At 69.8% G+C, this 1,491-nt stretch carries 1 protein-coding gene; it reads right to left on the minus strand.

The genetic code is table 11. The annotated features are described in order from the left end of the window. Positions 1 to 145: 145 nt before the first annotated feature. The gene (locus ACFTQE_RS20085) at positions 146 to 1,429 is read right to left on the minus strand and encodes a low temperature requirement protein A (RefSeq protein ID WP_376926729.1); all 1,284 of its coding nucleotides are present in this window, start codon (positions 1,427 to 1,429) and stop codon (positions 146 to 148) included. Positions 1,430 to 1,491: the final 62 nt, after the last annotated feature.

Raw genomic sequence — 1,491 nt, forward strand, 5'->3', positions numbered from 1 at the left:
GCCTCGTAGGTCGCGGTACCCGAGGGGCGGATGCCGCGGCATCCGCCCCTCGAATGCGCCGTCGTCGCCATGCGCCGTCGTCGCCATGCGTCGTCGTCGCCATGCGTCGTCGTCGCCATGCGCCGTCGCAGCCCGGCGCGTCGCCCTACCGGCCCAGCGCGCGGCGCAGCGCCGCCGCCTGGTGCCGATGCCCGATCGTCTCGTAGCCGACGATCACGACGAGCGGTGCGCATGCCGCGAGCACGATGCCGACGGGCATGCTCGCGCCGGCCACGACCGCGAGCACGGAGACGCAGAGGGCGGCCATGCTGAGCAGGAACAGCAGGATGTGGAACCGGTCGAACTCCCGCAGCAGCAGGGAGTAGATCGTGAAGAGGGCGATGAGGAAGACGCCGACGGGCACTGCGACCGTGAGCATGGCCGCGACCTCGCCGATGTGGGCTGTACCGTCGATCTCGAATGCCGCGACATGCAGCCCCGCGCCGGTCGCCGCGATCGAACCGAAGATCACGAGGTGGCCGTAGCCCCAGACGAATCCGCGTTCCCGGAACCGCTGCAGCACCTTCGCCGACGGCATCGTGAAGTAGACCCACCACATGCCGAAGGCGAGCGCCGTGCCGCCGAAGGCGACGAGCACGGCGTCGAGGCTCCAGTCCTGATGCTCGACCACGGCGGAGATCGTGAGGATCGTGCCGAGCACGACCTCGCCGAGCGTGATGATGACGAGCAGGCCGTACCGCTCGGCGATGTGGTGCGCGTGCCAGGGCGTGCCGCCGATGCGACGTTCGATCAGGTACGGGCCGAGCAGTTCGAGGGTGCCGAGCACCACGAAGATGCCGAGCATCACGGGCAGCGCGGGGTTGATGAAGATCGTGGTCACCCAGCCGACCTGGATGATGCCGACGACCGTCGCGTAGGCGAGTGCGCTGCGCCGGTGCGAGGGGTCGTGGCGCGCGATGCGCAGCCACAGCGCCACGGTGGCCACCCGCATGACGACGTAGCCGGCGACCACCACGCCGTTGTCGAGGTGGTCGCCCTCGTCGATCGAATGGAACATGGGCGGCAGTCCGAGCGCCAGCAGGAGGACGCCGAGCATCTGCACCATCGTCGCGACGCGGAAGAACACGTCGTCGTTGTCGTAGGCCGAAGCGAGCCACGAGTAGTTGATCCAGGCGAGGCAGATCGCGAAGACCGCGATCGTGAAGCCGATGAACGCGGGCATGAAATGCCCGATCTCGAGCAGGTGCGCGGCCTGCGTGCCCGCCTGGCTGAACGCGACCACGAACGTGAGGTCGAAGAGCAGCTCGAGCGGCGTCGCGGTGCGGTGCGCCTCGTCGGGATCGCGGCCGACCATGCGCCGGAGCCGGTGGTCGAGCGGCGGGTGAGCGGATGTCTCCGCGCCCGCGTCACCTGTCTGGCGATCGGCCATGCTGCGCCCCTCCCGTCGGCGCTCGGGCGGCGCCGGTGGCTAATGCTGCCACAGGCGCCGCC

It is taken from the genome of Agromyces sp. NPDC056965 (assembly GCF_042673425.1).
Taxonomy (GTDB): Bacteria; Actinomycetota; Actinomycetes; order Actinomycetales; family Microbacteriaceae; genus Agromyces.